The organism is Pedobacter polysacchareus, from assembly GCF_019802255.1.
GTDB classification, from domain to species: Bacteria; Bacteroidota; Bacteroidia; order Sphingobacteriales; family Sphingobacteriaceae; genus Pedobacter; species Pedobacter polysacchareus.
Genome location: NZ_JAHYSS010000002.1, coordinates 145218 through 171587, shown reverse-complemented (window position 1 = coordinate 171587; position 26370 = coordinate 145218). Strand labels below are relative to the sequence as shown.

General features: G+C 41.6%; 27 protein-coding genes. 4 read left to right on the top strand and 23 right to left on the bottom strand.

What is annotated here, in order from left to right:
* Window positions 1-22: 22 nt before the first annotated feature.
* From K7X70_RS04610 to hemA, 12 genes are all read right to left on the bottom strand, one after another.
* Complete coding sequence (locus K7X70_RS04610; RefSeq protein ID WP_222535959.1) at window positions 23-823, bottom strand: outer membrane beta-barrel protein; 801 nt, start codon at window positions 821-823, stop codon at window positions 23-25.
* A 26-nt stretch (window positions 824-849) separates the two neighbouring features.
* Entirely contained in the window at window positions 850-1611 is a 762-nt protein-coding gene (locus tag K7X70_RS04605) for a hypothetical protein (RefSeq protein WP_222535958.1), read from the bottom strand.
* A complete protein-coding gene (locus tag K7X70_RS04600; protein WP_222535957.1) occupies window positions 1592-2158 on the bottom strand; it encodes an RNA polymerase sigma factor in 567 nt (188 codons plus the stop codon). Before K7X70_RS04600 ends, K7X70_RS04605 begins: the two co-directional genes overlap by 20 nt.
* Before the next feature lie 85 nt (window positions 2159-2243).
* Window positions 2244-2789 carry a protoporphyrinogen oxidase HemJ gene (gene hemJ, locus K7X70_RS04595; RefSeq protein WP_222535956.1) on the bottom strand — a complete coding sequence of 182 codons (546 nt, stop codon included), beginning with the start codon at window positions 2787-2789 and terminating at the stop codon, window positions 2244-2246.
* Window positions 2790-2858: 69 nt separating this feature from the next.
* Complete coding sequence (gene hemE / locus K7X70_RS04590) at window positions 2859-3881, bottom strand: uroporphyrinogen decarboxylase (protein WP_062547034.1); 1023 nt, start codon at window positions 3879-3881, stop codon at window positions 2859-2861.
* Window positions 3882-3897: 16 nt separating this feature from the next.
* The gene (locus tag K7X70_RS04585) at window positions 3898-4413 is read right to left on the bottom strand and encodes a tetratricopeptide repeat protein (protein WP_222535955.1); all 516 of its coding nucleotides are present in this window, start codon (window positions 4411-4413) and stop codon (window positions 3898-3900) included.
* On the bottom strand, window positions 4413-5117 hold the full coding sequence (locus K7X70_RS04580; RefSeq protein ID WP_015809248.1) for a response regulator transcription factor: 705 nt from the start codon (window positions 5115-5117) through the stop codon (window positions 4413-4415). The genes K7X70_RS04585 and K7X70_RS04580 overlap by 1 nt, the downstream gene beginning before the upstream one ends.
* 5 nt (window positions 5118-5122) lie before the next feature.
* Window positions 5123-5989, bottom strand: coding sequence for a sensor histidine kinase (locus tag K7X70_RS04575; protein ID WP_222535954.1), 867 nt, complete (start codon window positions 5987-5989; stop codon window positions 5123-5125).
* A 36-nt stretch (window positions 5990-6025) separates the two neighbouring features.
* Complete coding sequence (gene hemL / locus K7X70_RS04570; RefSeq protein ID WP_222535953.1) at window positions 6026-7399, bottom strand: glutamate-1-semialdehyde 2,1-aminomutase; 1374 nt, start codon at window positions 7397-7399, stop codon at window positions 6026-6028.
* Window positions 7400-7410: 11 nt separating this feature from the next.
* Window positions 7411-8379 carry a porphobilinogen synthase gene (gene hemB, locus K7X70_RS04565; RefSeq protein WP_222535952.1) on the bottom strand — a complete coding sequence of 323 codons (969 nt, stop codon included), beginning with the start codon at window positions 8377-8379 and terminating at the stop codon, window positions 7411-7413.
* Between the two features lie 13 nt (window positions 8380-8392).
* The gene (gene hemC, locus K7X70_RS04560) at window positions 8393-9976 is read right to left on the bottom strand and encodes a hydroxymethylbilane synthase (protein WP_222535951.1); all 1584 of its coding nucleotides are present in this window, start codon (window positions 9974-9976) and stop codon (window positions 8393-8395) included.
* 24 nt (window positions 9977-10000) lie between these two features.
* Window positions 10001-11227, bottom strand: coding sequence for a glutamyl-tRNA reductase (gene hemA, locus K7X70_RS04555; RefSeq protein WP_222535950.1), 1227 nt, complete (start codon window positions 11225-11227; stop codon window positions 10001-10003).
* Window positions 11228-11400: 173 nt separating this feature from the next.
* Between hemA and K7X70_RS04550 the strand changes: the two genes are divergently transcribed.
* On the top strand, window positions 11401-12225 hold the full coding sequence (locus tag K7X70_RS04550) for an alpha/beta hydrolase family protein (RefSeq protein WP_222535949.1): 825 nt from the start codon (window positions 11401-11403) through the stop codon (window positions 12223-12225).
* A gap of 503 nt (window positions 12226-12728) precedes the next feature.
* Here the strand turns inward: K7X70_RS04550 and K7X70_RS04540 are convergent.
* The 6 genes from K7X70_RS04540 to K7X70_RS04515 form a co-directional block, all read right to left on the bottom strand.
* On the bottom strand, window positions 12729-13241 hold the full coding sequence (locus K7X70_RS04540; protein WP_222536509.1) for a DUF2911 domain-containing protein: 513 nt from the start codon (window positions 13239-13241) through the stop codon (window positions 12729-12731).
* 58 nt (window positions 13242-13299) lie between these two features.
* Window positions 13300-15267, bottom strand: a complete 1968-nt coding sequence (ispG, locus tag K7X70_RS04535) for a (E)-4-hydroxy-3-methylbut-2-enyl-diphosphate synthase (RefSeq protein WP_222535948.1) — start codon at window positions 15265-15267, stop codon at window positions 13300-13302.
* Window positions 15268-15330: 63 nt separating this feature from the next.
* Entirely contained in the window at window positions 15331-15951 is a 621-nt protein-coding gene (locus K7X70_RS04530; RefSeq protein WP_222535947.1) for an RDD family protein, read from the bottom strand.
* Window positions 15952-16009: 58 nt separating this feature from the next.
* On the bottom strand, window positions 16010-16954 hold the full coding sequence (locus tag K7X70_RS04525) for a toast rack family protein (RefSeq protein ID WP_222535946.1): 945 nt from the start codon (window positions 16952-16954) through the stop codon (window positions 16010-16012).
* A gap of 29 nt (window positions 16955-16983) precedes the next feature.
* Window positions 16984-17751, bottom strand: a complete 768-nt coding sequence (locus tag K7X70_RS04520) for a PspC domain-containing protein (protein WP_222535945.1) — start codon at window positions 17749-17751, stop codon at window positions 16984-16986.
* A 34-nt stretch (window positions 17752-17785) separates the two neighbouring features.
* Complete coding sequence (locus K7X70_RS04515) at window positions 17786-18475, bottom strand: SDR family oxidoreductase (protein WP_222535944.1); 690 nt, start codon at window positions 18473-18475, stop codon at window positions 17786-17788.
* Window positions 18476-18659: 184 nt separating this feature from the next.
* Between K7X70_RS04515 and K7X70_RS04510 the strand changes: the two genes are divergently transcribed.
* The 3 genes from K7X70_RS04510 to K7X70_RS04500 are packed head-to-tail and all read left to right on the top strand — an operon-like array spanning window position 18660 to window position 21044.
* Window positions 18660-19394: an MlaE family ABC transporter permease gene (locus K7X70_RS04510; RefSeq protein WP_187667733.1), complete on the top strand. Its 735-nt coding sequence runs from the start codon at window positions 18660-18662 to the stop codon at window positions 19392-19394.
* Window positions 19391-20143 (top strand): ABC transporter ATP-binding protein, encoded by a 753-nt coding sequence (locus tag K7X70_RS04505; RefSeq protein WP_222535943.1) that lies wholly within the window; start codon window positions 19391-19393, stop codon window positions 20141-20143. The genes K7X70_RS04510 and K7X70_RS04505 overlap by 4 nt, the downstream gene beginning before the upstream one ends.
* 13 nt (window positions 20144-20156) lie before the next feature.
* Entirely contained in the window at window positions 20157-21044 is an 888-nt protein-coding gene (locus K7X70_RS04500; protein WP_222535942.1) for a class I SAM-dependent rRNA methyltransferase, read from the top strand.
* A gap of 93 nt (window positions 21045-21137) precedes the next feature.
* Here K7X70_RS04500 and K7X70_RS04495 read toward each other — a convergent pair whose 3' ends face one another.
* The 5 genes from K7X70_RS04495 to K7X70_RS04475 all read right to left on the bottom strand — a co-directional run bounded on the left by K7X70_RS04495 (window position 21138) and on the right by K7X70_RS04475 (window position 26368).
* Window positions 21138-22166 (bottom strand): hemin-degrading factor, encoded by a 1029-nt coding sequence (locus K7X70_RS04495; protein ID WP_222535941.1) that lies wholly within the window; start codon window positions 22164-22166, stop codon window positions 21138-21140.
* A 5-nt stretch (window positions 22167-22171) separates the two neighbouring features.
* Window positions 22172-22954, bottom strand: a complete 783-nt coding sequence (locus tag K7X70_RS04490; protein ID WP_222535940.1) for a heme ABC transporter ATP-binding protein — start codon at window positions 22952-22954, stop codon at window positions 22172-22174.
* Window positions 22955-23944, bottom strand: coding sequence for a FecCD family ABC transporter permease (locus tag K7X70_RS04485; protein ID WP_187667728.1), 990 nt, complete (start codon window positions 23942-23944; stop codon window positions 22955-22957).
* A 53-nt stretch (window positions 23945-23997) separates the two neighbouring features.
* Window positions 23998-24858: a heme/hemin ABC transporter substrate-binding protein gene (locus tag K7X70_RS04480; RefSeq protein ID WP_255606916.1), complete on the bottom strand. Its 861-nt coding sequence runs from the start codon at window positions 24856-24858 to the stop codon at window positions 23998-24000.
* Window positions 24859-24946: 88 nt separating this feature from the next.
* On the bottom strand, window positions 24947-26368 hold the full coding sequence (locus tag K7X70_RS04475; protein WP_222535939.1) for an HmuY family protein: 1422 nt from the start codon (window positions 26366-26368) through the stop codon (window positions 24947-24949).
* Window positions 26369-26370: the final 2 nt, after the last annotated feature.

The window sequence follows — 26370 nt, the reverse complement described above, 5'->3', positions numbered from 1 at the left end:
GTAATATTTGTGTGTGTATTGATTAGTTTAATCCTAGGGTGACACCAAATGCCATATTTTTAAGTCCTTTTTGTGCCGTGGTTGTAAACATATCGTTGAAGTAATACTTGGTAAAAATACCAAGGCCACCATAACCGATGCGCAACGTACCGCCATAACGGAATGGTTCGAAGTTATAGTCATCTTTAAACTTCTCTTTTCCTTTCTCCTTGCTGACCTGTTTTACTTTTCCATTTAACAGGAAAGCGACTTCTGGTCCGAATACAAAGTAAAAACGTTTACCATGGGAATTTTCTTTTGTACGCAATTCAAAATTTAAAGGAATGTGCACATAGCTATTAGACAACCTGTTTTTAGAGAACTCTATAGACTCCTGGTCGTAGTCTAAAGTCGGACTGTTCTTTTTCAGGGTGATATTTTGTTTCAAGCGAATCATCGTCCAGTCGAAACCACCGGCGATATATACTTTAAAATGGGGATCAAAGCGATAGCCAAACTGCAGAACATCAAATGAAACTGTACTTGTTTTTACACCCGTATAATCCAGGAAGTCATTTTCTTTTGATAAAGAAAAACTGCCATTGTCTACCAATCTCGAGAAACCAATATCCAGGCGTGTGAAGGTAATGCCACCCATAAAGCGGCCTTTTGGTGCTTTCGCCTTGCTGGTGCTGTCCTTTCCGTTGATTTTGATAGAGATCAGCCCATTGTCTATACCAAATGATGATTTCTTCTTCACACTATCTTGTTGTGCAAATGCGCTTTGTGCCATAACACCGGCAAGCCCGCTTACCAAAAGTGTTGTCCATACTAATTTCTTCATATTGTTGGTTGAGCTATATAAGTGTGCTACTTGTTCTTTTTTGAATTAAATTTTAAAATGCCAATGTTTACTGCGATTAAAGAAGAGTTGTCATCCTCATCCGTTTTAAACTGTATCAGTTTCTGCTCTCTTTTATCCAATTTATCTACCACAAAATTGATCACATCCCCTACATTTCTAATGCCTTTTCTTTCCCTGCCTTCTGTTTCTATCAGTTCCTGATCTCCTCGCTGTACATCAGGTATAGGTACATTAGCGATTACATTTTCCGTTGCCAATTCCGGCATTGATTTCAGCTCTTCTTCTTTCAAAGTAGTTTTCATCTCCACTGCTTTTATTTGATGACGCTTGATCTTTTCATTTCGTTGCACTGCCACTAAATTATTTTCCTGAACCAGATTTTTCAACTTCAATTTTGGAGCGAGAACTAAAGGAGTTCCGGTAGGATCACCCTCATCTGTAACAGGAACTGTTATTGCACCAGTGCTAGTGCTTTCAGCTGCTGTCCTATTATTCCCAGCTTTATTAATCACCGCAGCACTATTTCCCGAACCCGCTGTAGTCCCATGCAGCTGCATCTTTTCAGTTTCCGGAGCTAATAAACCTACCGACACTGCAATCACTGCTACAGCAGCAGCGGCTGCCCAGTAAATCGGGAAAACACGCTTTTTCTTTGGTGTCAGTTCTTTTTCAATATTGCCCCACAAATTCGCCGATGGCCTTATTTCTGCCCCTTCAAATTTATCTTTGAACAACTGATCAAAATCTTTATCCTGCATAGCTTGCATAATCTATACCCTCCATTTTTATAATCTCCTCTCTTAAGATCGCCCTTGCTCTCGACAACTGCGATTTACTTGCTCCTTCAGAAATCCCTAATGTTTCAGCGATTTCCTTATGAGAATATCCTTCAATGATGTACATGTTAAACACCATTCTATAACCGTCAGAAAGCTTTTGTATCACTTTCAATAAATCCTGCATTCCTAGTCTGCTAAAATCGAAACCCACACCTGGCTGCTCATAAGCATCCTCAATCGGCACGATATTCAGCGTTCTCAAATTTTTTCTATAACTCTCAATTGCGGTGTTCACCATGACCCTTCTCATCCAACCTTCAAAAGACCCATCTCCTCTATACTCCCCAATCTTTTGAAAAATCTTGATAAAGCCCATTTGCAACACATCTTCCGCCTCCATCCGGTCTTTCGCATAACGCATGCAAACGACCAGCATCTTAGAGGCAGTCTGCTGATAAAGCGCTTCCTGCATCTTTCGCTTTCCAGCTTTACAGCCTTCCATGAGTTCATTTATCGTATACTGCGTCAAAATCATCTGTTTGTTTGGTATATAGAAGATGAGCATGATCAACTAAAGGTTGCACGCAGAGGGAAAAATAAAAAAAATAATAAAAAGGGGATTAGCAATTGTGCTTTTTACGGTAAGATTTGTACCATTTCACAGCCATCATGATGACACAGGAGAAAATGATCAGACCAATCAGTCCATAAATCCAATTTACTGCACTTTTAAGCACTACAGTGAAAACAATAGCAACCAACAGGACTGTGGCTACTTCATTCCATAAACGCAGCTGGAAAGAGCTGATTTTACATTTGCCATGTTTCAACTGATTCATGATCCGCTGACAAATGAAATGATAAATCAAAAGAAGGACCACAAAAGCGAGCTTCACATGGAACCAGCCTACGGACATCAGACCAGGATTAAGGCAAATCATCGTTACCCCAGCGGCAACCGTCAGCACCATCGCTGGTGTGGTAATGATGTGCCAAAGCTTGGCTTCCATACGCTCATATTCTATTTGCAGGATATTGCGCTCCAGCTCAGGTCTGGTTTCGGCCTCTACATGGTAGATAAACAAGCGGACACTATAAAACAACCCCGCCATCCAGCTTACCACAAAAATGATGTGCACAGAGAGTACGTAATAATAGTATTCCATTTTGTTTCTTTTTTGATCATTAAAAAGGCCATCTGTAAAGCAAGCTTTAAAGATGGCCTGGATTATATATTAGTATCTGAATTCTTTAACTACTTCGATTGCATATTTCACGTTATCGAATGGGATGTCTGGCATGATACCATGACCAAGGTTAAAGATAAACCCTTTCTCACCACGCATACGCTCAAACAACTGAAGAATTGTTTTTTTGATGACTGGTTTATCTGCATATAAGATAAACGGATCCAGGTTACCCTGAACAGCGATACCAGCAGGCAAACTTTGTTTAATGTTTAATAAATCTGCGTTCCAATCTACAGAGATCACATCAGGTTTTGCCTGTGCCATGATCGGTGCAAATACAGAACTGCCTTTACAGAAAGAGATCACAGGGATATCTTTTCTATTCAGGTTTGCAATAATTTCCTGGATATAACGGTGAGAAAACTCCTGATAATCGTTCCATGACAATGCCATCGCCCAGCTATCAAAAATCTGAATTGCGTTTACACCGGCAGCAATCTGAAGGTTTAAATAATCTGCAGTTACTTTAGCAATTTTCGCTAATAAACGGTGTGCAATTTCTGGCTGATTGTGCATCAACAGCTTGGTCAGCTTGAAATCTTTTGAAGAACCGCCTTCAACCAGATAGCTCATTACTGTAAATGGTGCACCAGCGAAACCGATCAATGGAATGCTGCCATTTAAACGCTGCTGAATTACTTTAATGGCATCTGCTACATATTGCAGCTCGCCCAGGCAATCTACATTTAAGTTATCTACATCTTTCGCAGAGCGTACAGGATTGGCGAATCTTGGCCCAACACCTTGAGTAAAACTCAGGTCACCGCCCATAGCTTCTCCGGTTACTAAAATATCCGAGAAAAGGATGGCAGCATCGATACCCAGTAAATCCACTGGCAACATCGTTACATCCGCTGCAATTTCTGGCGTTTTGCACATCTCCAGGAAAGAGTATTTGTTTTTGATTTCCCAGTACTCAGGCATAAAACGGCCAGCCTGGCGCATCATCCATACCGGTGGACGTTCTGTTTGCTTCGAAAATGCGGCATCTAAAAATAACGTGTTCATCTATATTGTGTTTGTTTTATAATCGATTTGCTTCTTGCTCAATTTTACTAATGATCTCTTGTGCTCTAGGGGTAACAGCCAGTTCTTTGGCCCGCTCAATATAAGCCCTGGTACGTTCCAGGTCCTTTTTCCGCAGGGCGAGATTGGCCAGGTGGATCATCACAAAAGCCTTGTCGTTTTTGCCACCTAATGGAAAGCGACTGGCAATTTGAAAATGACGCTCGGCATCTTCATACTCTTCTCTTTTCAGTGCAATATTGGCACGCATAAATTCGTAATATCCCCTTCTGTTTCGCGCTAAGCGATCCGGATTAGGTACTTCTGCCAATATCTTTTCTGTTCTTTCGTAATCCCCGTTCTTAAAGTACTTGGAAGCCAATAAAATCGAGCTGTGCTTGAAATGGCTCCAAATCACAAAGGCAAAGAAAAAACCGGCCAATACAGCCAGTTGAATTTGATCGTAGAAAAGGCATACTCCCGCAGCAATCACGAAGAGTGCCATGAGGGCATACCTGCCTTTATTATTGTACATTAATGAATATCTGTGAATTTATAACCTACACCTCTGATGGAATGGAAATAAACCGGGTTTTTCTGATCTGGTTCGAAATACTTACGGAAAGTCAGGATAAAGTTATCAATCGTACGTGTTGAAGGATAAACATCATAGTTCCAAACCGTCTCTAAAATCTGCTCACGAGATACTGCTTCGTTCTTACGTTCGATCAGTAATTTCAATAGCATAGTTTCTTTCTTAGTCAATGGAACAATCACACCATCATCCTGTTTCAATTCGAAAGAGTTGAAATAGATCGTTTTATCGCCGATTTTATATGAGTTAATTTCTTTCAGGTCATCAGCTTTCATACTGCGTTTCACTAAAATACCAACTCTAAGAATCAGTTCTTCCAGGTTGAAAGGTTTAACCAGATAATCATCCGCACCTTTTTTCAACCCCATTACACGGTCTTCACTTGTGTTCTTAGCCGTAAGGAAAAGGATAGGTACCTCTGTATTTTCTAATCTGATGGTTTCACACACCTGGAATCCATCCATTTCAGGAAGCATTACATCCAGAATGATCAGGTTAAAACGTTCTTCTTTAAAAACTTTTAAAGCCGTCTTACCGTCTTTTACTGCATGAACTTTATAGCCTTCCAGTTCAAGGTTCAATTTTATAGCATCTAACAAGTGGTCTTCATCTTCGACCAGTAATATTCTTAATTTCTGTTGCATAATGATCAACTAAATGTAATTTCAAAAATAGCACCATGCGGTACGTTATCTCTAACGCTAATATCAGCGTCGTGCATTTGTAATACTTCCTTAACAATAAACAGGCCTAATCCTGTTCCTTTTGATTTTCTTACATTCTCATTACCAACGCGATAAAATTTGTCAAAAATCAACATTTTTTCCTGATCTGGGATACCTGGACCTTTATCAGCCACCCTTAAAAACGGGTGGCCATCCTTCACTGTCAATTCGACATCTATTTCCGCACATGGACCTGAATATTTGACAGCATTCTCAATTAGATTCGTCACTACAGAAGACAAGGAAAACTGATCTCCAACTACCTTTATACCAGGCGTTATCGACAAGGTGATCACTTGCTCGCAGCCACAAGAGTGGATCTGCAGACGGTCTGTAACCTTAGTCACCAGCTCTGAAAAGTCAAACTCTTCTTTCGGAAAAGATAAAGAGCCATTCTCGATTTTCGTAGCCAGCAGCATATTCTCCACCAGGTCGTCCAGACGCTCAATGTCCTTTAGGGAATTGTTCAATAATGAAGTTTGTCTGGCTTTGTCAAGGTCGCGTTTAATGATCGTTTGAACAGACAATTTAATGGCTGCCAAAGGCGATTTTAGTTCATGCGTTACAGAAAGTAAAAAGTTTTGCTGCTGTTCTCTTAAACGATCTTCTTTTTTAATCGACTGGTGTAAAAAGTAGGCACCTACACACAGTAGAAAAAGGAATACAGATCCCTCTCCCATCACCATGGCCATTCTGGCAGGCTCCAATCTTACTACCAATGCTCCCCAGGAGATCAACTGTACCAAGGAGTACAGCAACATAAAATAAAAGATGACAATTGATTTCTTCAAAGCAGCAGTTTTATACTATTTAAATATACGCTATAATTACTTATTTCTGAAAACCACATCAAGACTGTCGAAGATTGCTCTTTTCGCTTTCTCCAGCTCAATTTTAGTGTGTGCAGCAGACACAAATCCTACTTCATATCCTGATGGACCTAAGTAAATGCCTCTGTTCAATAACTCTCTGTGCATCAGTTTGAATTTCTCCATGCTCGCCGGATCGATATCCTCGGCGCACTGGATCTTATCTTTATCTGTGAAGGCCATCCAGAAGATAGAACCTACGTGAAATACTTTCAGCTTGTAGTTTCTGGCTGTCGCAAAACGCTGAATGCTTTCTGCAAATTCTGAGGCCTTATTGTTCAATTCTTTGTAGAAACCTGAACGCAATAGCTCTGTTAACTGGGCGATACCTGCGGCCATTGCTACCGGATTTCCCGATAATGTACCTGCCTGATAAACGCCGCCATCCGGAGAAATGTGGCCCATAATTTCTGCTGAAGCACCATACATACCTACTGGCAATCCACCACCGATAATCTTACCATAAGTAACAATATCCGGTTTCACCCCATAATAAGCAGCAGCACCTTCAAAACCGATTCTGAATCCAGTAATCACCTCATCAAAAATCAATAATGCTTTATTTTCTTTACAGATTTGCTCCAGGAATTTGATGTACTCAGCATCCTGCATTAATAAACCATTATTTGCTGGAATACCCTCAATAATTACCGCAGCAACCTCATCTTTAAACTGCTCGAAAGCGGCTTTGATGGCTTCTGTATCATTCAAAGGAATCACAATCGTTTCCTGAGCGAATGATTTAGGAACACCTGCAGAAGAAGTTTCTCCGAAAGTAACCAGGCCTGAACCTGCTTTTACCAATAATGAATCGGTGTGACCATGGTAACAGCCTTCAAACTTGATGATTTTATCTTTTCCGGTATAACCACGAGCCAGTCTGATTGCCGACATTACGGCTTCCGTACCTGAGCTTGTAAAACGGATTTTCTCTACGAATTTGTTGTTTTTAATGATCAGTTCTGCAAGCTCGTTTTCCAATGCGGTAGGTGCGCCGAAGCTCATTCCACTCTGCATCACTTCCGTTACTTTTTCCCTAACCTTAGCGTTGTTATGACCCAAAATTAATGGGCCCCAGCTTCCGCAAAAATCTATAAATTGATTACCATCGGCATCCCATACGAAACAGCCATCTCCTTTTTGAATAAACAAAGGAGTGCCATATACTGATTTAAAAGCTCTCACCGGAGAATTTACCCCTCCAGGGAAATAGTTCTTTGCTTTTTCATACAGTTCTGCCGATTTTTCTCTCGAAATATCAGGTTTACTACCAGTATTCACTGGCATTTCGCCTTCATTTCCTGAAAACATTTTTTTTAAAGATTCTAACATATTTTTTTTACTTACAACCAATTCTTTTCAACCATATCCCTGATGTGATAAGTGGTAATGATACTTGCACCCGCACGCGCAAAAGCATGCATGGTTTCCATCACTACTTTCTGCTCATCAATCCATCCTTTTTCCGCAGCAGCCTTCACCATCGAGTATTCTCCCGACACGTTATAACAAGCAATCGGCAAATTTGTATGCTGTTTCAGGTTATGCATCACATCAAGGTAAGCCAAAGCTGGCTTCACCATCAATACATCTGCGCCTTCACTTTCATCCAGTAAAGCCTCTCTAAGCGCTTCGTTACCGTTTCTAAAGTCCATCTGATAAGCTTTTCTGTCGCCTTTACTCGGCGCACAGTCTGCCGCTTCACGGAAAGGACCGTAATAAGCAGAAGCAAATTTTGTAGCGTGCGACATGATTGCCGTATTTACAAAACCTTGTCCATCCATTAATTGTCTCATCGCGGAAATCCTGCCATCCATCATATCTGATGGCGCCAGCATATCTGCACCCGCTTCCGCATGTGCCAATCCCATTTTAGCAATCACCTCCACTGTTGGATCATTCTGAACATAGTCGTCCTTCATAATTCCACAATGACCATGAGTCGTATAAGAACAAACACAAACATCAGTTACGACGTACAAATCTTCTCCAAAATTTTTCTTTAACAGGCGAACTGCCGAAGGAACCAGGGAATGATCATGATAAGCTGATGCGGCATCTTCAGATTTCTCATCACCTACACCAAAAAGCATGATCTTATTCACACCGAGCTTTAATCCTTTTTCCACATCCTTCAATAAAGTATCTTCAGAAAAATGGCTGATGCCTGGCATTGCTCCTAAAGGATGTACTACATTTTTTCCCGGTACTACAAAGTATGGAAAAATGAACATGTCTTTAGATAACCTCGTTTCAGCTACCATTTCCCTCACTAAAGGATTCTTTCTCAATCTACGCGGACGGTGCACCATATTAAATTTACTTTTATCGTTTTATATCTATTCCGAATACTGCTTCGGCCAATCCGATCTCATCAGGAGAATAGGGCTGGATGTAGCTTACGCCCATCTCATCAAATTTCTTTCCTGTCGAGTTTCCGATGGCAATAACCTGCTGTCCCGGTTCTAATAAGTTTTCCACAAAATAAGCTTCCACATTGGAAGGGCTGGTAAAGATCAGCACCTCTGCGTACGTCTGGTCTACATCTTCTTCAATTACAGTCTCGTAAATTGGAAGATCCACTACTTTCGTATCTGGTGTTAACGCTTTTTGTATGCTCTGTAATGAATCCTGCGCTCTTGGGAACAATACAGTTTGCCCTGCAACCAATTTGGCGAAAAGTTCCGCTACTTCATCAATATCACCACCTTCACCTACGTAGTCTGCCAGGTGTCCGGCCTTTCTCAATGAATCTTCAGAACCTCTTCCTGCTACGCCAAACTTCACATGTTTAGGCAATAAAGGCTTCAATGCGAAGAAATATTCCACGCTATTGCGGCTGCTAAAGAATATCCAGTTGAGGTGTTTAAGATAGAAGGGATCCAATACGGTTACGATTGGGAACGTACGGATCAATGATCTGCCTTCAATTTCAATATTATGTTTTTCTAATGCTTTTCTAAAATAGCTATGTTCACCAATTTCTCTGGAGATAAACACCTTTGCAGGTAATTTTCTATCCGTACTGAATTTAGCAACAATTTTTTCGGCTACACCTTCCAGGCTTTCCTCGCGACAAAAGAAGCGATCAGGGAAATGTTCATCAGTTTCCGCTTTGGAAGTCCAGATTTCATACATTCCATCTTCTTTTTTGCAGTAACATCCTAAAGGCATGTGACAGCCACCTTCAAAAAGGTTCAACACCTTACGTTCTACACCAATGGCGTCGATCGTTTCCTGATGGTTTAGTTTTTTCAGCAATTCCGCCAGTTCCGCATCATTTTCTCTGATCTGGATGGCCAATGCGCCTTGTGCAGGTGCAGGAACTAGTTCTGTTGTATCTACCACTTCCACATGGAATTCTGAAAGGTCGATGTTTAGACGATTCACACCAGCTTTCGCCAATAAAATCGCATCATAATCCTCATCCCTAAGCTTTTGAATTCTTGTAGGCACATTACCTCTTAAATCTTCAATATTCAGGTCAGAACGCAGGGAAAGCATTTGTGCTTTACGTCTGTTGGAAGAAGTACCCACCATTGCTCCCGTTTTCAGGGAAAGCTTTTGTTTGATGTCTACACAATCTTTCAGGATCAATAACAGCTCTGAGGGATCCTCACGCTCTGTTACCGCTGCAATAGTTAAGCCTGCAGGGTGTGTAGTTGGTAAATCTTTATGGGAGTGTACGGCTATATCAATGGTACCCCCTAAAAGTTCTTCTTCCAGCTCTTTGGTGAAAAAACCTTTGCCTTCCAGCTTATCCAGCCTAAGGTTTAGAATTTTGTCTCCTTGAGTTTTGATGATCTTTAGTTCGGCTTCGGCACCAATCTCTGCAAGTCTATCCTTAATAAAATTGGCCTGCCATAAAGCCAGGTCGCTACCTCTCGTACCGATAATAAGTCTTTTCACGTTAATGCTATTTTTTGGGCAAATCTAGCTATTCTTTACCAATATCTCCTTTGCCATGACCATTGGAATGCTGATACATTTTTTTTCCATGTAATTCATCACTTTTTCCAACACCAATCTTGAGTTTTCATCAAGACCGCTGATCTCTTCGGCAAAGACACCATTGATAGCAGTATGCTTAATTTCCTTGATTTTCTGAGGAACACTACTCATTGCAATCTCTATCTTGCGCTGACGTAATACCAATTCAAAGTCCTTGATATTTTCTTCTATGATGTGCTCGGCATTCACCAGCTCATCATAACGTTCCTGAATATTTTTGCGTGCAATCTCTTTCAGAGATTCGACTTCTATAAAATGAATTGGGAATTCTGCGACCACTTCTGGAGCGGTATCATTAGGAATAGCTAAATCGACAATAATCTTTTTGCCAGTTTCCCCATTTAGAAGTTTTGTATAGATTTCTTTTGTGATGATGGGCTCAGTAGCACCTGTACAGGTGATGATCACATCAAATCCCTGGTTGAAGTTTTCCAGTTCAGACAGCGGGTAGGCTGTCCCATTTAATTCTTTAGCCAATACTTCTGCGTTTTCAACCGTTCTGTTGAAAATCGAGAAATTGGAGTATTTATGTTTTTTAAGGTACTGAGCGATATTTTTATTCGTCTCACCCGCACCGATAATTAGCAGTCTTGAATTGCTGACAATTTTCAGGTCACGCAATTTGCGATAAGCCAGAGATACAACTGAAACCGGATTTTTTGAAATATTGGTATGTGTATAAACTTCTTTCGCCGTTTTCACCACCCTATTCATAATCATGCGCATATAATCCGCAGTAAATCCTGCCACGCGACAAGCTTCATAAGCTTTCCGTACCTGAGCAAGAATTTCTTTCTCTCCTACTACCAAACTCTCTAAAGAGCAGGAAGTACGTAATAAATGATTAAAAGCGGCCACTTGTTCATACACCACAACGTTTTCAACGAACTTGTCCATGTATTCTTCAGGCAAGCCCATATTCAATACCGTAAGGAAGCGTGTAATAAAAGCTTTGTCCAGATGATGCGCAGAAGTAAACACAAATTCAACCCTGTTGCAGGTTCCGATGTAGAATATTTCTTTAACATCTAACTCCGATTGAATGTTCCTCAATCTGTCGTCTAATGTCTGCTCACATATCACCAATTTACCCAATGCTTTTAGGTCAATATGTTTATGCGTAAAAGCAATGATTTTTAAATATTCCAAAATGTCGTACTCTGTTTATTTTTAGTGTAACAAAAGTAACAACCGAAGCTTATTTCACTGTCATTATGGAGTAATTAAGAGCTATTTAAAACGATTCCAAATAAACCCAACCAATAGAAACATCTTTTCTTTAATTTTGTTATAGAGGATGTAAAACAATAAAACACACCTACATGATTAAAAACGAGCAATTTAGCCTAACCGGCTCATCAGGGAAGCCCATAATTGGTGATTATACCGTTGATGATCAGCAGCAAAATTCGTCCATTATAATTTTCGTTCACGGCTTTAAAGGCTTTAAAGATTGGGGAGCGCATCACCTTGTTGCCCGATATTTTGCAAAAAACGGCTATCCTTACCTTAAATTTAACCTGTCGCACAGCGGAGTTAGCCCGGAAAATCCGAATGATGTCACAGATATGGAAGCATTTGCGTCCAATACCATCAGCATGGAGCTGGCAGATTTAAACACCGTGATCAACTACACGGAACAAACCTATCACCCAAAAAACATCTACCTCATCGGTCATAGCAGAGGTGGCGGCTTGGTCATACTCCAAGCAGCAAAAGATCCCAGAATTACCAAGCTCATCACCTGGTCAGCCATTGCCGATTTCTCCAGTTTATGGAAACCAGAACAGGAAGAAGAATGGGTAAAAACTGGCAAAATCTACGTAGAAAATGCAAGAACAAAAGAGAAGATGCCTTTAAACAGTACATTGCTACAAGATTTCAACTCCAATAAAGAATCATTTAGCATTATCCAAGCCGCAGCGCGAGTAAAAATCCCCTGGCTCATCCTACACGGTGATGAAGATGTAAATGTCAAATTCAGTGTCGCGCAAGAACTAGCGCAGAAGCAGCTAAAAGCCGAAATCCAAAAAATTGAAGGAGCAAACCATGTATTTGGTGCCAGTCATCCCTATCAGGAAACAGAACTGCCTAAACACTTACAAGAAGTCTGCGATAAAAGCCTTGAATTCCTAAAACGTAAGTAACAAAGGTCCAAAACGAGCAAACAACAAGGGTTCAAGCCCAGTAAACAACAAAGGTCCAAACCCAGTAAACAACAAGGGTTCAAGCCCAGTAAACAACAAAGGTCCAAACCCAGTAAACAACAAAGGTTCAAACCTAGTACACAACAAAGGTTCAAACCCAGTAAACAACAAAGGTTCAAACCCAGTAAACAACAAAGGTCCAAACCCAGTAACCAACACAGGTCCAAACCTAGTAAACAACAAAGGTTCAAACCCAGTAAACAACAAAGGTTCAAACCTAATACACAACACAGGTCCAAACCCAGTAAACAACACAGGTCCAAACCAAGTAAACAACAAAGGTTCAAACCCAGCAAACAACAAAGGTCCAAACCAAGTAAGCAATCACCTCCTCAACGGACCTCAAATAAAAAAAAGAGGATGATGAAAGAAAAGGCCTAGGAATTTTGCCCTCTTCGGGCAAAGGTTCCAGCCTTTGAATCATCAACCTCTTTTTTAAAACTTTATTTCACGCGGAAAGAAACCGACTTGTCTCCCCATAGCAACGTCACCTTACCTGACTTGTCAATTTTGAATGTCATCTGTTCTGTAAACGCCGAAGATTTTTCAGGTTTTACTGTTACGCGTAACGCATCATCTGCTTCCGCATAATTTGTTCCCCATTGTTTCCAGGTTTTATTAAAGATAATCGTCCATTCCTTTTCTCCAGGAATCGTGTACAAACCATATTTACCTGCAGGAAGATTTTTACCTTCTACTTTTACAGCCTTGCTGACTTCAAAAGTGGTGGCTTCATTGGCACCCGTACGCCATACTTTACCATAAGGTGCAATTTCTCCACCAATTGTTCTGCCTTTCACAGATGGCTGACTGTAATCAATAGCAATAGTTACCCCAGAACTGGTGGTTTCTTTAACACTTGCCGGCGGACTGGCTTTCTTTTTCTCCTGTGCGCTTGCATTCAGGCTGAAAAACCCTACAAATAGGGTTAATGCTAACAATGTATTTCTTTTCATCATCTTTTGGGTTTTGATGCACTAAGATGATGAAAATTTATAGAATAAAAAGCAACAATTAACTTACATACACCCAGTTGCCATCTTCTTTAATCAGGTCGATTAAATCATCCAGCGCACGGTCTGCATTTACGTTTTTCTTCACGACTTCCTTACCCCGGTAAAGCGTAATTTTCCCCGGACCTGTTCCTACATAACCATAATCCGCATCAGCCATTTCACCTGGACCGTTCACGATACAACCCATGATACCGATCTTGATTCCCTTCAAATGATCTGTACGTGACCTGATCAATTGTGTCGTCTCCTGAAGATCAAACAGCGTACGTCCACAACTTGGACAAGAGATATATTCTGTCTTAGAGATCCTCGTACGCGTAGCCTGTAAAATGCCAAAACTGGTAGAATTCACCAATGCAAGACCTACAGATTCTGCGGCGGTAAGCCAAATCCCATCCCCTAAACCATCGGTAAATAGGGCACCAGTATCTGTAGCAGCGTACAACATTAAGTCATCTGCGTTCAGCTCTGGGTAGTTTCTTCTGATAATTACCGGAAGCTGAATCTTGTCATTTAACAACTGGACAAAGAAGGCGCGCTGTGCGGCCATACCATGATCGGCAGTGGTTTCCAACACCAATACAATGTTTTCCTTATCTTTCAGCAGCGACCAATCTACCTCCTCATTGGCATCCACACTGATCAGATTTAGCTGTGCATCTTTTACTGCGGCTTCCTGATATTCAGCAAGGCTCATTAAAGGGTGACAATTGTGCTTATCTTTCAGATTTAACCAGGTCTGGTAATTATAGATTTGCTTCAGGTTTCCAGGAAATGAAAATGAAGGAAGCGCATCGCCAAGATAAACAAGATCACAAGCCTGATCGGCCATATTGTATTTATCCAGTCCGGCACTATATTTATACCCTACAGCGGTTAAAAAGTAAGGATCTTTTAAATTTTCTTTTGACACATCCAGCATCACAATTGGATGATGATGCCCACCAATATGCTGCACAGGAGCAGTCACCCTGCGGTTGTACTCATAGGGTTGGTAAGGCAGGTTTTTGATGGTAATTTTCTCGCGCTCCGGGCTTAGCAAAGTATTTAAAGCTCTCTTTTCATAGCGCATAGCCATTGCTTTCGCTACTGGTGCTTCGAATTCAGGATCTTCGGTCAGGGAAACACGGATTGTATCTCCTAAACCATCTTCCAGCAAAGTGCCTATGCCGACCGCCGATTTAATCCTGCCATCTTCGCCGTCTCCGGCCTCAGTTACGCCAAGGTGTAAAGGATAATTCATTCCTTCTTTCACCATCGTTTCTACGAGTAAGCGATAAGCCTGCACCATCACCTGTGTGTTACTCGCTTTCATTGAAATCACCAGGTTATAATAGTTTTGCGCCTCGCACATGCGGATAAACTCCATTGCCGACTCAACCATTCCTCTTGGGGTATCGCCATAATGGCTCATGATCCGATCTGATAAAGAGCCGTGATTGGTACCTATCCTCATGGCCGTACCGTACTCTTTACAGATTTTCACTAAAGGAATGAACTTCTTATAAATCCTGTCCAGTTCTGCCTGATAGGCTTGCTGGGTATATTCTATATTTTCAAATTTCTTCTTATCAGCGTAGTTACCTGGGTTTACCCTTACCTTTTCTACAATCCTTGCTGCAGATTCTGCGGCATTGGGTGTAAAATGGATATCGGCAACCAGGGGTACATGATACCCACGGTAACGCAATTCTTTCTTGATGTTGGCTAGATTTTCCGCTTCTTTGATACTTGGCGCAGTAATACGTACGTATTCACAGCCAGATTCTACCATGCGAATGGTTTGTTCTACAGTACCAATCGTGTCCATCGTATCTGTGGTGGTCATCGATTGTATCCGGATTGGATTTAATCCACCCATAGGCACATCACCGATGTTTACCTCACGGGTTAAAAACCTAGAATATTGGGTTAAACTATTGCAATACCCACCACTTAACTCTTTTTGAACAGCTGCTTCTTCCATCAATTTAAGACATCAACATCAACTTACGATGTGAATATGAAGCAAAGATAAAGATTATGTTGGTTAAATCAGTCTATCCTTCACCACAAGTGTGTCTGCAATCAGGTCATGAAAACATTGCTGTTTCCGATTTAGGAAACTGTATAGATAGCCAAAGAAAACAGGAAGTACCGATAATATTTTTGCGGCATTCCTACCATAAGATTTCTCCAGGCTAATGCGGTTCCCTTTCATATCTGTCACCTGGATATTCAGCAAAGCCTTTCCGAGTGTCGCCTGTTTAATACCGGCTTCTGCGATACTGCCATAGAAAAACTTGGCAATTGGGATCAGCGGCAAGCCGATCACGATCGCGGCAATGCGTTCTGTTTTTTCCGAAATAAAAGCAAAGCTGATCAGCACTAAAACTGCGTAGCAGATAGTGATCAGAAAATAATCAATCACACTGGCCAGCAGGCGCTGGTCAAATGAAGCAAAATATTGAGGTGCGGTCTTGGTGTAAGTAAAACCAAGAAGCTCACGAAGTTCCGCGAACTCCTGAGCTTCTTTATAATCGTCCATTCCAGGTTTCCTGATAAATGTTCCCGGGAGGATGGACAAGGTTTTCAGCATATCTAAAGCATACGGCCCCGTTGGTTTTCCGTTGATCACAACGGTATATTCTGGGCTAACCCCGTTTTCCATGCTAATATTTTATATATAGTATTGATAAAAATGGCGAACCACCTTTTAATTTCCGGTGCTAATTGCGCTTCACTTCAAAGTTACTCAATCCACCATCCAGATTAATAAAAATTTTGTTGGTTGAACTGGCATAGTTTGGCGTCTCATAAGTACCATCTTTCATCTTTGTAAATCCGGTAAAATCTTTAGCAGAAAGTCCGGTTTTAGTTTTTATCCTACAGCCTGATTCCGTTGGCACACTAATCTTCACATCAGCAATTCCTGTTTTCACATTCACATCGGTGATCGGCAGCAGACTGCCAAACTTAATGTCCAATGCCGCAGCACCACCATCAAAGTTAAAGTTACGCACTTTATAATCGGTAAAATCGAAATCTACTTCTCCGGCACCCATATTCATATGCAAGTCCCATTCCGGGTTTTTGTTCAAATGAAAGTCTACATCATTTCCGCCGTCATTCATCGTCCAGCCTTTGCCTTTCATTTTGAAAGTAACCGTGGTAGAACTGTCTGTCGTACTTTTACTCAACGAGAACTCACCTGCTTTCTTCTGTACACGTGCTTGAAGTAAGCTATCTGTTGATCCTTTCAGCTCAAAAGAAGTACCACCTCCAGAGATGTTCAGCACTACTTTTTTACCCAGACTATCCGTATAAGGCTCCGAAAAGTTCAACTCCTCATACGATTTATCGTTGTCATTTTCATCGGTATTGATCTCTGCGCTCAGTTCGTCTCCTAACCAATTGCGTCCGTCATTTGGTCTTTGCTGCCCTTTAACGAACAACATCGACAAAGTCACTACTAAAACGGCTATAGATACTATCCCGCCTACCTGTGATTTATTCCTGCTGAAAAGGATATTTACCCCTGCAATGATCAGGAAGATCGGCCAGAAGCGGATCACACTGCGCCAGTAAAAATCAATAATATGAAAATTCTCCAGAAGTAATACGCCGCCTATAAACAACAGCACGATACCCCACATTATTCTATCTGTCTTCATCTGTTTAAATTTATAAAATGAAAAATTCCTTACAATTGATCACGTTTGGTAAACCTGTCGTCTACAGGTGGCACTGTTCCTTCCGTACCTGCAGCAGGTGCTGAAGGCGCTGCCGCATCACTTGGCCATGAATTAACCGGACTTTCCGGAGTTACAGGTGCTTCCGGGTTTACTGGTGCATCCCCATTAAAACCCCTACTCTGCTGTTCTTTCCAATTTTCCCAGGCATTCTTATTCTTGCCTTTCATGATGAAACTCGCACCGATGGCAACGAATACCAATGGCCATAATTTACCCAGGCTAAACCAGAATGGGATGATATCAAACTCATTCATCAGGAAGTAAATCCCAATCACCAGCAGGAACAAACCACCTACTGTTCTCCCGGTTTCATTATTCGTTTTAGGGAATACCTTATTCAAATCCTCTGCTTTAGCACCAAAGTTAAATGGATCTTCATTTATCGTAGATGAAGTCCAGCTGCTTGCTGAAGCGGGCTGCTCAGGTTTTGGTGTTGGTGGTGCTTGTGAAAAACTCCCCGGTGTACTGAATGGGTTATTAGGCTGCCCTTTATAAAAATCGTTGAATTTGGAGAAACGCTTTGTCGGGTCATTATTTACAGGAACAATAATCCACATCACAATGTACACCAATACCCCTGTACCCACCAAAAATATGGTCGAAAGCACAAACAACAATCTGATAATGGTTACATCAACCTCCATATACTCCGCAATTCCTGAGGAAACACCCGCTAAAACTTTATCGTGCTCATTTCTAAATAATCGCTTTTCCATAATTCTATCCTCCTTTTCTTATTTATATTTTTCTTTAAAACTGTAACGGCTTTAAGGTTACTTCATCAACATTTACACCGGCACTTAGGTTTAAAATACTGTATATCGTATTGGCAATATCTTCCGGCTGTACAAAACGCTCCGCAGGGATTTCTGTCCCTTCCCATGAAGACGTTAAGGTGGAACCTGGCAAAATTGCCGTCACTTTAACATTGTATTTCGATAACTCCTCCCGGCATACATCATTAAGACTAAGTAAGGCTGATTTAGTTACACTGTAGCTGCCGGCATTTGGTACGATTTCTTTACTGGCTACCGAGCAGATGTTAAAAACATGCCCTGAGCGTTGATCAGACATGATTTCACCAAAATATTTAGAAAGATAATAGGGGGCCAAGAGGTTCAGATTCAACTGTTTCTCGAAGGCATCATCTGCTTCTTCGAGCAGCATGCCCGGCAAATATGTGCCTGCATTATTCACCAATACATCTACCTTGGAAAAGGTTCTGCTCACTGCACTGCAAAAATTGGCAACTTCGGCTTTCACACCCAGATCCGCAGCAAAGCTGAATACCTGAACTCCAAAAGCCCTCAATTCCCCGCTAAAAGCCTCCAATTCAGCAGTATTCCTTGCACATATCGCAATATTGCACCCCTTTTCCGCCAGTTTAATGGCAATCGCTTTTCCAATTCCTTTGGTAGCTCCTGTAATTACAGCGTTCATCTCCTATAAATTTGTCAGCAATATTACATAAAATGCCCTATAGTATATAGGCCTTACCGCACTTAAACTCGCACTAAACGAGCAGTAAACGAAATATTTATTTAATAAATAAAGCAATGACCCAACAATTTTTGTTGTTTCTTTGTAGTAATATTGCATTATTACCATAGCTAATTTTCATTAAATGAATTTCACCAATTTTGGCAGATACATACTCTTATTAAAGGCTGTTTTCAGAAGGCCGGAGAAGTTAAGCATATATATGAAGGCCATTTTCAAACAAATGGACTTTATCGGCGTAGGCTCACTCGGTCTGATTTCTATTATCTCTACCTTTATTGGCGCGGTAATGACCTTACAGATCGCCTTTCAGCTGGTTAGCGATTTCATCCCTAAAACCATTATCGGTTCTGTAAACAGGGACTCCAGTATTCTGGAACTTAGTCCAACAATCACCGCAATTGTACTGGCCGGAAAAATCGGCTCTGCCATCTCTTCAGAGATTGGTACCATGCGCGTAAGTGAGCAGATTGACGCCTTAGAGATTATGGGCATCAACTCTCCAGGATACCTGATCTTACCAAAGATCCTTGCCGGAATTACGATGGTTCCCCTATTGGTGATCATCTCCATGGTATTGAGTATCGGCGGTGGATTTATTGGTGGTACCTTATCAGGTGCCGTTTCTGCGGCTGAATATATTCAAGGTATCACTACCGACTTCAATCCATATACCATTGTAGTAGCCCTGGTAAAAGCTTTTGTATTTGGCTTTATCATTACTTCGGTTCCTGCTTATGAAGGTTTTTACGTAAAAGGCGGCGCACTGGAAGTAGCTCAGGCAAGTACCAGAGCAGTTGTAGTAAGCTGTATTACTATTTTAGCTTGTGATTACATCGTAACCCAATTATTACTATGATCGAAATCAAAGATATTTACAAATCATTCGGCAGCAATGATGTTCTAAAAGGGATTTCGGCCATCTTTAAACCCGGAGTAACCAACCTGATCATCGGGGGTTCCGGTTCCGGAAAAACCACCTTATTAAAGTGTATGATTGGCTTACACCATCCTGAAAAAGGAAGTGTAGAATATGATGGACGCGAGTTCACCACCATGAACTTTGAGGAAAAGATTGAGATCAGAAAAGAAATCGGTATGCTGTTTCAGGGATCTGCACTTTTTGATTCCATGACGGTAGAAGAGAACATCATGTTCCCTTTAAATATGTTCACCGATCAGGCACGTTCTGAAAAGCTCGATCGCGTAAACTTCTGTCTGGAAAGGGTAAACCTGGTTGGCAAAAACGCTTTATTTCCTGCGGAACTTTCCGGAGGGATGAAAAAAAGGGTGGGTATTGCCCGTGCAATCGCCATGAACCCTAAATATTTGTTTGTGGATGAACCCAACTCTGGGTTGGATCCGAAAACATCCATCGTGATCGATGAGCTGATTAAAGAGCTGACCGAAGAATACAATACCACCACCGTGGTCGTGACACACGATATGAACTCCGTAATGGGAATTGGAGATTACATCCTATTCTTACACGAAGGAAAAAAATTCTGGGAAGGATCCAATAAAGAGATCGCCCATACTGACATTCAAGAACTAAATGATTTTGTTTTTGCCAGCCGCTTTATGAAAGCTGCAAAAGACAAATTTTAATACCCATATTTTTATGATAAGCCTGTTAACACCCACACACTGGAAAGATTACGAGTTGATTGATTGTGGTGATTTTGAAAAATTAGAACGCTTTGGAAATCTGATCTTATGCAGACCTGAACCTCAGGCTGTATGGAAAAAGATGATGTCTGAACAAGAATGGAAAAAATTAACCCATATCAGGTTCAAAGGTCGCTCGGCAACAACCGGCGAATGGACAAAAACCTCCGCACACCTTCCGGATCGCTGGAATGTAAACTATAAAAATGATGAAGTGAGCATCAACCTGCGTTTAGGTTTAACTTCATTCAAACATGTAGGAGTATTCCCTGAGCAAGCAGTAAACTGGGATTATATCTCTTCCTGCGTTAAAAAGTTCAAAACACCAGTACCTAAAGTATTGAATCTTTTCGCTTATACTGGTGCAGCATCATTGATCGCGAAAGCGGCAGGTGCAGATACCACCCACGTAGATTCTATCAAACAAGTGGTGAACTGGGCCAATGAGAACCAGGAACTTTCGAACCTTAAAGATGTGCGCTGGGTTGTAGAAGATGCTTTAAAGTTCGTAAAAAGAGAACTGAAACGCGGTAAAAAATACAATGGTATCATCTTAGATCCACCAGCATTTGGCCATGGACCAAATGGCGAGAAATGGAAACTGGAAGACCATATTCAAGAGATGATGCAGGATGTAGTACAGTTATTGGATGAAGATGAACACTTCTTAATCTTAAACACCTACTCTTTAGGATTCTCTTCTGTAATTGTAGAAAACCTGATCAAGACTTCTTTCCCACAGGTTCAAAATCTGGAGACTGGAGAATTGTTCTTACAAGCGACCTCTGGTATTAAATTGCCATTGGGTGTTTTCGGAAAGTTCAATCATTTCGGTAAGTAAACACACCTCAGCTATAAAAAACAAAGCGTCGGGGCCTAATCCGACGCTTTAAACACACCTAAACCCAAGCAACCCAATGAAGGGGATAGTTCTTTAGGCGATTACCGCCAACTCATTGGCGATAAACCTCCAGTTTTCATCTTCTGGAATACCTGGTTTACGCTTTCCGAAAAACTGGACGATAATTTCACCTTTATTGTCAAAAACTTCAATACTGGTCACAATACCATCTTTTGTTGGCTTTTTAACCAACCAGATCGAATCAATCGCATCCATTCTTAAATGCAGGTTAAAATCAGGATCCAGTACATTGAACCAAGGTCCTGTTTCTACTAATTTCTTTACCAAACCTGTGTGGATCTGAATGCATCCCGCACTACCGGTAAATACCATAATCTGCAGATCTGTTTCCGAGGCTTTATGTAATATGGATTTCAAAGAAGCTAAAGTAATAGAGAAAGCATGTCCTTCCGGAGCCAAGCGCAGCGCCTGAGTCCTGGTTACGGTATAGGTTTTCAAAAGACCATGAAAATCATGCGTATCTTCTAAAGCCAGCCAGGCTTTCTGGAATACTTCCACTTCAATTTCTGCATCCGGCAATTCCGCTATCGGTGCTTTTGCTGCGCTGATTTCTAATGCTGCTTTCTGATCTTCCGCAGTGTATTTAGCGACTAAATCTTCATAAGCAGATTCCAGACTAGCTTCCGTCAGGTAAATTTTATGTACTGCTTCGCCATCTTTTCCAAAGAACTGCAGGCTTTTTCTATTGTTTTCATTGACAGCAAAACCTGATGCCCATTGGCTCATGAACAACCTCAGGTCTATATCAGGATTTACGGCAAGGCCCATGGAGCCACGGAAAGTCACTTTATGATACACTCCCTTACGTTCATGTACGCAATTGTCATTACGTGTTAAAGCCATTACTTTTCCTAAAGCTGCTACACCTTGAAGGATTTCAGGGAATTCATCTTTTAAGCGGATGGCAGTATCCCCTACCGTAGTGGCAATTAGTGCTGCTTCGGCAGTGCCTAATGCGCGGGCCGCATCTCTGATTCTTAGTTTAGGATTTTCAACTTTGAAAGCTTCCCATTGCTGTTTTAAATCTAATGTCTTTTCCATAATTCTTACTTTAATATCGTTGCTGGTACAACCAGCGGACAGGTATAACCTTCACATTCCATCAGTTTCACTTTTATACTGAAGGTTTTGTGTATATTTTCACAATTGATCACTTCTATTGGTAAGCCTTCGGCCACCTTTTCTCCCTGCTTCAGCATCATGATGCGGTCTGCAAAACGGGAAGCAAAATTAATATCATGCAGGATACAAACCACGCAATAACCGCGGTCGGCCAGCTTCCTGGCCAGCTCCATAATTTGCTGCTGGTACAATAAATCCAGGCCATTGGTGGGCTCATCTAAAAACAAACAGGCATTCGGACTGTCATAAACCTGTGCGATTACCCTGGCCAGCTGTACCCTTTGCTGCTCTCCACCGGAAAGCGTGTTGTAATCCCTGGAAGCCAGGTGGGTAATCCCTGTTTCCTCCATTGCCTCGCGAACAATCTTGAAATCTTCTTCCCTAGGTTTTTGCTGAAAATGAGGGTAACGCCCCATTAAAACCAGCTCATTCACCTGAAAAGAAACCGACAAAGTATTGTGCTGCGACAATACCGCACGTGTTTTTGCCAGGTCTTCCAGACGGTAATCATTTAAGGCTTTATCATGGATCGAAATCGTTCCTGAAGAAGGGCGGATCTCTTTACAAAGCAATTTCATCAATGTGCTTTTTCCAGCGCCATTGGCTCCTAATATGGCCAGCAACTCCCCTTTATGGGCGTCAAAGCTCAAATTATCCAATAACTTTTTATTCCCTACCTTAAAACTCAGTTCTCTTACCTTGATCATTTATGGGTTCGTTTTATTTCTTTCCGTAATGATGATATAAATAAATACAGGGGCACCAATCATGGCAGTCAAGATACCTATTGGCAATTCTGCCGGTGCAACCACTGTTCTTGCAATCAAATCTGCCAGGGTAAGCAAAGCTGCACCCAGCAATGCCGATCCTGGAATAACCAGGCGATGATCAGCAGTAAACATCATTCTTAAAATATGTGGAATAATCAGCCCGATAAAGGCGATAATTCCTGCCACAGCTACGGAAGCACCAACGGCCATCGTAGCCAGACCAATCACCAGTAATTTTACCACCTTCACATTTACGCCCATGTGCATCGCCTGAGCTTCACCCAATGCCAGTGCATTTAAGGATTTAGACAAAAAAGGCAAGCCCAATATCGGAATCAAAACAAAAGGCAATAAAGCAGTTACTGTTGGCCAGCTTGCACCGCCTAAACTCCCCAGACTCCAAAATGTAATGTTGCGGAGTTGTGCGTCTGTAGCCATATAAGTTAAGAGTCCTGTAAATGCACCTGCCAGGGCATTGATCGCTATTCCACCCAACAGCAAAGTGGTGATGATGGTTTTTCCGTTTCTCATCGCAATGCGATACACCAGCATAGTGGTTAATGCCGCACCAATAAATGCTGCTACCGACAAAGCGTAAAACCCAAGAACTCCCGTTAATTGTTTAAATATTTTCGTTTCCAGCACGATCATCACGACCGCAAACAGCGTAGCCCCTGAGGAAATACCAATCAATCCGGGTTCTGCCAATGGATTTCTGAAAAGCCCTTGAATAGCAGCACCGGAAATCCCAAGCGCAGCACCAATCAACACCCCCAACATCACCCTTGGCAAGCGCAGGTTTAAAAATACCGCTGCCTGCTGGGACTCAAAATTCTGATGCCCGGATAGTCCGGTATGGTAAGCAATGATGGACATTAATTCAGAAAAACTAATGGGCACCGCCCCCACGCAAGACGAAATGACCATCGTTAAAATTAAAACGAGGGTTAAACTTAAAAGGATATATCCTGTTTTCCTGATCACTTTATCTTTTCTGCTAATGAAGTTACTGCCTGGCCTAATCGCGGACCAAAACTGGTCAGCATTTCACCTGGCATGGTCACCACTCTTTTATTCTTTCCTGCATTGGTTTCGGCTATCCCCTGCACTTTTAACAGCCCTGGAATACCACCTAAACTTTCTAGTCCGTCGTCAAATAACAACAGCACATCAGGATTTGCTTTCACCAATGCCTCAGAGGTTAAAGGCTTGTATTCTTCAAATTCAGTGATGGCGTTCACACCACCGGCCATTTCAATTACCTTTTCTACCGGTGTTCCTGTACCGCCAACCATCATTGTTCCCGTGCCACGGGCATAAATGAACAATACTTTAGGTTTTTTAGTGTTATTGACATGCGCTTGTGCTTCGGCCAATTGCATTTCAAAAGCTTTCGCCAGTGAATCTGCTTTTGCCGTATACTGAAGGCTGTCTGCCACCGCATGAATCAACTTTTTCGTTCCTTCTGCAGTAAATTCCTGATCGAAAAGGATCAATCGGATTCCTGCTGCTTTAAACTGCGTAGCCAGCTGCGGGCTCATTTCTTTCGCCATGCCGACTACGATATTTGGTTGTAGGGATAACACACCCTCTGCATTAATTCTCCGGTTATGTCCTACTTTAGGCTTGCTTTTCAGGCGCTCCGGGTAATTGCTGGTGATATCTGTCCCTACAATATTTTTCTCCAGACCAAGGCCGGCAACAATCTCAGAAATCGTTCCGTTGAGGGAAACAATTTTGATACTGTCCAGTTGCTGGTTGGCTGTCTTTTTGTCTGCACCGGCATTACAAGCGCTCAGTGCCAATACGCCACAGAACAAAATAATTAGTTTGTATTTCATGTTTTTGTATTTAAAATCTGCTGCGGTAAAAGAAGGATGAGCTTCCGGCATCCACCGGAAGCTTCCTACAACCTAAACTAACCAAATTTTAGCCCTTCTTAACGAGTACATACTCAATCACTGGCTCACCGCGTTTACCGCCATCACCAGCACCCATTGAGATGAATCTCAGTTTATATACATTTCCTGAACCGTCTTTAATTACATAGAAACGATCCGATTTAACTCCTGTTGCCGGACTGGTAGAACGCCAGTCTGAACCAATTACATTACGATCCGCTTTGAAAGTAGTCGTCGCAATGTTGCTTTCTTTATAGTTGGCAAAAGAAACCGTAGTAGTCGCCACTTGTGCTGCCTGAACGCCACCCACATTGTTCACAAAAACAATATCAGAGAATCCGTAAGGATAAGTCGTTGCACCTGCTGCTCCATAATAGATAGACCAGGTCCATACCAGATCCCATTTCGCTTTTGCAGGCTCTACGTTCACTACCTTCGCTACATCGCTGAAATCTACAAACACATAGTTGTTTGCGTCATCTTTAACCAGGTCGATCGTTTTGAAAGTAGTTTCTTTCAATTTTGCATATTGTAAAGTATATCCTGTTCCTTTTCTCAGCACACGAATTTTCAATAAGTTGTCTAATGACAATACTGAAGTATGGCTACCTCCTGAAGGATTCACGATAAATACTTTATTGTCTGCATCAGTCGCAGAAACATTGGCCATCACATCTTTCGTTACATCACCATATACGTTGTCGATATTTACAAAAGGATGGTCTGTTGCAGATTCAGAAACGCCCAAAGCAATTGCTAAATCATCCAATACCACATCTGATGCAGTTACGGCATTCAAATCAGTTTTACCAGCCAGTTTAATCGCTGAAGTTCCATTGGTATTGTTCAATCTTACGCGGAAGTCAGCTCCGGAAGCAAAACCAAGTACCCATGCATCTCTTTTCACATTGACCATGGAGTTGCTGCTTAAATCAACATACACCGAATTTAATGCACTGCTTCCAGCTTCAGCCCCGAAAATTCCTTTCAGTGTCAATTGAGATCCTTCAGAAGTAATTGAAGAGAAAGTCAATTCTGTTTTCACCGTGCTGCCCATTACTGCAGGACTTCCGGCAGCGCCAATGGTAAAAGCAATGGTTTCTGTCCCATTCAGAATGGCATTGGCTACCTTTTTCACTTTAAATGAAACACTTGTTGAACCAGCTGGGATGCTCAATGTCAATACATTTGCAGTTGCTGCTGGCTCAGTAATATATTCTGTTCCGTAAGTTAATCCAGTTCCCTGAAGGTTAACGGTTACTGCTACAGCAGCATCTGCTGCTCTTGTTAAGTTGATTTTCAAAACTGCTTCTGAAGCTGCGGCCTCTAAACCTTGCTTTGCAGCTTCAAAACTGATCGTATTGTCTGGCAATGGCGGATCCGACTTTTTGCAGGATACTGCCGTTGCCATCAGAGAGATCATTAAAAGGAAATGGAAAACTTTTTTCATAA

Excerpts from the sequence above, each read along its gene's own strand:
- K7X70_RS04610 (WP_222535959.1), bottom strand. The coding sequence starts at position 823 with ATGAAGAAATTAGTATGGACAACACTTTTGGTAAGCGGGCTTGCCGGT.
- K7X70_RS04605 (WP_222535958.1), bottom strand. The coding sequence starts at position 1,611 with ATGCAAGCTATGCAGGATAAAGATTTTGATCAGTTGTTCAAAGATAAA.
- K7X70_RS04600 (WP_222535957.1), bottom strand. The coding sequence starts at position 2,158 with ATGATTTTGACGCAGTATACGATAAATGAACTCATGGAAGGCTGTAAA.
- hemJ (WP_222535956.1), bottom strand. The coding sequence starts at position 2,789 with ATGGAATACTATTATTACGTACTCTCTGTGCACATCATTTTTGTGGTA.
- hemE (WP_062547034.1), bottom strand. The coding sequence starts at position 3,881 with ATGAACACGTTATTTTTAGATGCCGCATTTTCGAAGCAAACAGAACGT.
- K7X70_RS04585 (WP_222535955.1), bottom strand. The coding sequence starts at position 4,413 with ATGTACAATAATAAAGGCAGGTATGCCCTCATGGCACTCTTCGTGATT.
- K7X70_RS04580 (WP_015809248.1), bottom strand. The coding sequence starts at position 5,117 with ATGCAACAGAAATTAAGAATATTACTGGTCGAAGATGAAGACCACTTG.
- hemL (WP_222535953.1), bottom strand. The coding sequence starts at position 7,399 with ATGTTAGAATCTTTAAAAAAAATGTTTTCAGGAAATGAAGGCGAAATG.
- hemB (WP_222535952.1), bottom strand. The coding sequence starts at position 8,379 with ATGGTGCACCGTCCGCGTAGATTGAGAAAGAATCCTTTAGTGAGGGAA.
- K7X70_RS04550 (WP_222535949.1), top strand. The coding sequence starts at position 11,401 with ATGATTAAAAACGAGCAATTTAGCCTAACCGGCTCATCAGGGAAGCCC.
- K7X70_RS04540 (WP_222536509.1), bottom strand. The coding sequence starts at position 13,241 with ATGAAAAGAAATACATTGTTAGCATTAACCCTATTTGTAGGGTTTTTC.
- ispG (WP_222535948.1), bottom strand. The coding sequence starts at position 15,267 with ATGGAAGAAGCAGCTGTTCAAAAAGAGTTAAGTGGTGGGTATTGCAAT.
- K7X70_RS04530 (WP_222535947.1), bottom strand. The coding sequence starts at position 15,951 with ATGGAAAACGGGGTTAGCCCAGAATATACCGTTGTGATCAACGGAAAA.
- K7X70_RS04525 (WP_222535946.1), bottom strand. The coding sequence starts at position 16,954 with ATGAAGACAGATAGAATAATGTGGGGTATCGTGCTGTTGTTTATAGGC.
- K7X70_RS04520 (WP_222535945.1), bottom strand. The coding sequence starts at position 17,751 with ATGGAAAAGCGATTATTTAGAAATGAGCACGATAAAGTTTTAGCGGGT.
- K7X70_RS04515 (WP_222535944.1), bottom strand. The coding sequence starts at position 18,475 with ATGAACGCTGTAATTACAGGAGCTACCAAAGGAATTGGAAAAGCGATT.
- K7X70_RS04510 (WP_187667733.1), top strand. The coding sequence starts at position 18,660 with ATGAATTTCACCAATTTTGGCAGATACATACTCTTATTAAAGGCTGTT.
- K7X70_RS04505 (WP_222535943.1), top strand. The coding sequence starts at position 19,391 with ATGATCGAAATCAAAGATATTTACAAATCATTCGGCAGCAATGATGTT.
- K7X70_RS04500 (WP_222535942.1), top strand. The coding sequence starts at position 20,157 with ATGATAAGCCTGTTAACACCCACACACTGGAAAGATTACGAGTTGATT.
- K7X70_RS04495 (WP_222535941.1), bottom strand. The coding sequence starts at position 22,166 with ATGGAAAAGACATTAGATTTAAAACAGCAATGGGAAGCTTTCAAAGTT.
- K7X70_RS04490 (WP_222535940.1), bottom strand. The coding sequence starts at position 22,954 with ATGATCAAGGTAAGAGAACTGAGTTTTAAGGTAGGGAATAAAAAGTTA.
- K7X70_RS04485 (WP_187667728.1), bottom strand. The coding sequence starts at position 23,944 with ATGGTCATTTCGTCTTGCGTGGGGGCGGTGCCCATTAGTTTTTCTGAA.
- K7X70_RS04480 (WP_255606916.1), bottom strand. The coding sequence starts at position 24,858 with ATGAAATACAAACTAATTATTTTGTTCTGTGGCGTATTGGCACTGAGC.
- K7X70_RS04475 (WP_222535939.1), bottom strand. The coding sequence starts at position 26,368 with ATGAAAAAAGTTTTCCATTTCCTTTTAATGATCTCTCTGATGGCAACG.